The sequence below is a fragment of the Noviherbaspirillum sp. Root189 genome (assembly GCF_001428545.1).
Classification (GTDB): domain Bacteria; phylum Pseudomonadota; class Gammaproteobacteria; order Burkholderiales; family Burkholderiaceae_D; genus Noviherbaspirillum.
In genome coordinates, this window is sequence record NZ_LMHZ01000075.1 from 1 (window position 1) to 3,133 (window position 3,133).

The 3,133-nt window shown below is 53.1% G+C and carries 4 protein-coding genes; all 4 read right to left on the bottom strand.

The window, feature by feature from the left end; all coding sequences use genetic code 11:
* On the bottom strand, positions 1–845 hold an 845-nt coding region (locus ASE07_RS30215; RefSeq protein WP_235548645.1), incomplete at its 3' end, for a family 16 glycosylhydrolase.
* A gap of 378 nt (positions 846–1,223) precedes the next feature.
* A complete protein-coding gene (locus tag ASE07_RS30220; RefSeq protein ID WP_235548646.1) occupies positions 1,224–1,595 on the bottom strand; it encodes a glycoside hydrolase family 16 protein in 372 nt (123 codons plus the stop codon).
* Between the two features lie 22 nt (positions 1,596–1,617).
* On the bottom strand, positions 1,618–2,169 hold the full coding sequence (locus tag ASE07_RS30225) for a glycoside hydrolase family 16 protein (protein ID WP_057293795.1): 552 nt from the start codon (positions 2,167–2,169) through the stop codon (positions 1,618–1,620).
* A gap of 436 nt (positions 2,170–2,605) precedes the next feature.
* A partial coding sequence (locus tag ASE07_RS26360; RefSeq protein WP_235548647.1) for a glycoside hydrolase family 16 protein occupies positions 2,606–3,133 on the bottom strand: 528 nt, incomplete at its 5' end.

Consider the following 3,133-nt stretch of genomic DNA (forward strand, 5'->3'; position numbering starts at 1 on the left):
ATGTGGTTGAACAGCCAGAATGCAATGTGGTTGAACAGCCAGAATGCAGGCCATGTGCCTTTACCAACCGGCAGCTTGGCTTCGATCTCGAAGTAACCATAGGTCTGGTAGTACTTGCCATCGGTGTCCACAGTGCGGTTGAAGAACTTGCCCGATGCATCGCGCTGCGGCCAGATCTTCAGCTTGCCGTCTTCGACCGCGTAATTCTTGGTCGCGTTGGATGTCTCGTACCACATGTGGTCATTCCACAGGTTGGTGTTATAGCTATTGAACTCTTCCGTGAAGGTCAGCGAGTAGGCGCTGGCGTCCTGGCCAACATTCCACAGGTACCACATGTGGTCATTCCACAGGTTGGTGTTATAGCTATTGAACTCTTCCGTGAAGGTCAGCGAGTAGGCGCTGGCGTCCTGGCCAAACGGCGACATTGCTGCGGGTGCGGGGGCTGGTGCAGGCGCGGGTGCTGGTGTAGAGGCAGGCGCTGATACAGGCACTGGTGTCGGTGCTGGTGTCGACGTACCGGTTTCAACGGCGTTCGCTGCCGATGTTGCTGCCGGCCCTGTGGTGTCGTTAGAACCAGCCGATGCGTCTACGCTCGACTCGACGTTTGCAGTCATGGTCGGCGTGGCGCTCATGCTTGTTGCGGCTGCTTCTTGAACATCCGTAGCTTCTGGAGTGGCCATCGCGACAACCGTTGCCGCTCCTTGAATGGTCTCAGCTGCGATCGAGCTCTGTGCGACAGGCGTATCAGCGGACCCACCACCACCGCCGCAAGCGGTCAACAATACAGCGGCACATGCGCACGTCAGAGTAGAAATGGAAAAGCGATGAAATGTGGATTTTTGCATGACGGGTCTCCTGAACAGATGAACGGCGCGACGAGCATTCTCACCGGCAACGTTTCATCAGAGCACCACCTCTTGGAATTGGTTCCAGGAAATTGTCAAGAAACTCGAAATATTTTGACGCAGGGAAATAGCGGAAAGCGGCAAAGATACAACAAATTTGTACGACCTTCTGTTTTTCTGTGGAAAAGTTATGACTTGTACATATCTGGTAGACAAGATTCATGGCTTGCATAAGGGTGTGCAAAACCAGCCGCGTATAAAAAAAGGCCGGCGATAAAGCCGGCCTTGGAAAACGCAAGGTCCTTCCTTTGCGTCACATGCTTCTTCTCAATGGTGAGCCCGGAGGGTCGCCATCAGTTAATCAGTTAGTTACTTTAGTTACTTGGACTTCCATGCACGAACGTAGTTGACTTCGTAGGAGTTAGTCTTGCCCTGCGGCGTCGAATCATCCGGTGTGCCGGAAGCGCTGCCATACCAGAGATCCAGCATCAGATACATCGGGTCCGACATCGTCACATTCAACGTCAGGACTTCCTTGCCATCGAAGTAGTAGGTCTGCTTGTTCGGTTCCCACTTGACCGCATACTTGTGGAAGCCGGCGGACAAGTCGGTGCCCGTATCATACTGGCGCGAGCCAACCAGCTGACCTTCCTGGTCGCCCTTCCATACTGTCGGTGCATACGCTGTCGGATGCGCAACGCCATCAATGTTCTTGCCCCATGGTGCGGCGCCGCCTGCGTACGCTTCCATGACATCCATCTCGGGACGACGGCTATCGCCATGTACCTTTACCAACCGGCAGCTTGGCTTCGATCTCGAAGTAACCGTAAGTCTGGTAATAATTGCCGTCCGTATCAAGCGTCCGGTTGAAGAACTTGCCCGATGCATCGCGCTGCGGCCAGATCTTCAGCTTGCCGTCTTCGACCGTGTAATTCTTGGTCGCGTTGGATGTCTCGTACCACATGTGGTCATTCCAGAGGCTGCTGTTCAGGCTGTTGAACTCTTCAGAGAAAGTCAGCGTGTAGGCATTAGCGTCCTGGCCAAATGGCGTCTTGGACGCCTCTGCAGGAGCGGCTTGAGCAGCCTCAGGAATGGCTACGGGAGTTGTTGTTGCGGGTGTCGCTGTCGCCGATGTCGATTGTGCAGCATCGGTTAACTCTGCGGCGACCGTTGCCGGATTTTGAACTTGTGCGGATGCGAGCAGTGCGGAATCAGCCGTAGCTGCTTCACCGCCACCGCCACCACCGCATGCTGCGAGCAGAACAGTTGTGCAGGCGCAACACAGTGTCGAAATTGTGAGTCGGTGCAGGGAGGATTTAAACATTCGAGTTCCTTTTTCGTCTGATTGATGGTAGCCAATAATTCTCATCAGCAAGTGCATGTTCAGAGCTTGCTGATCGGAAAATGGTTCCGGCAATCACCGAAAAACTCGAATTTTTTTGCCTTTATGAAAGCTTTGCCAACACATTCCTTAACGTTCTGTACAGCTTCTCGTGGATGAATACACAAGAAACGTTAGAAAATTGCAGGATTGTCTTTTCTATTAGCCAAGTCATACTCAGGAACTTCATCCACCCATAAAGCCGGTATGACGAAATGAAAAAGGCCGGTGCATGACACCGGCCTTTTGCTTCAGCGTTACAGCTTCATTACAGCTTATGCAACGCTATTGCAGTATGAAGTTTCACCGTTATTTAAACTTCCATGCGCGAACATAGTTGACTTCGAAGGAGTTGGTCTTGCCCTGCGGCGTCGAATTGTCAGGTGTACCAGACGCGCTGCCAAACCACAGGTCCAGCATCAGATACATCGGATCGCCCATGCTGACGTTCAACGTCAGGACTTCCTTGCCATCGAAGTAGTAGGTCTGCTTGTTCGGTTCCCATCCACAGGTCCAGCATCAGATACATCGGATCGCCCATGCTGACGTTCAACGTCAGGACTTCCTTGCCATCGAAGTAGTAGGTCTGCTTGTTCGGTTCCCACTTGACCGCATACTTGTGGAAGCCGGCCGACAAGTCCATGCCCGTGTCGTACTGGCGCGAACCAACCAGCTGGCCTTCATAATCGCCCTTCCATACTGTCGGTGCATAGGCTTGCGGATGCGGAATGCCGTTGACATTAAATCCCCATGGTGCGGCGCCGCCTGCGTATGCTTCCATGACATCCATCTCGGGACGACGGCTATCGATGTGGTTGAACAGCCAGAATGCAGGCCATGTGCCTTTACCAACCGGCAGCTTGGCTTCGATCTCGAAGTAACCATAGGTCTGGTAGTACTTGCCATC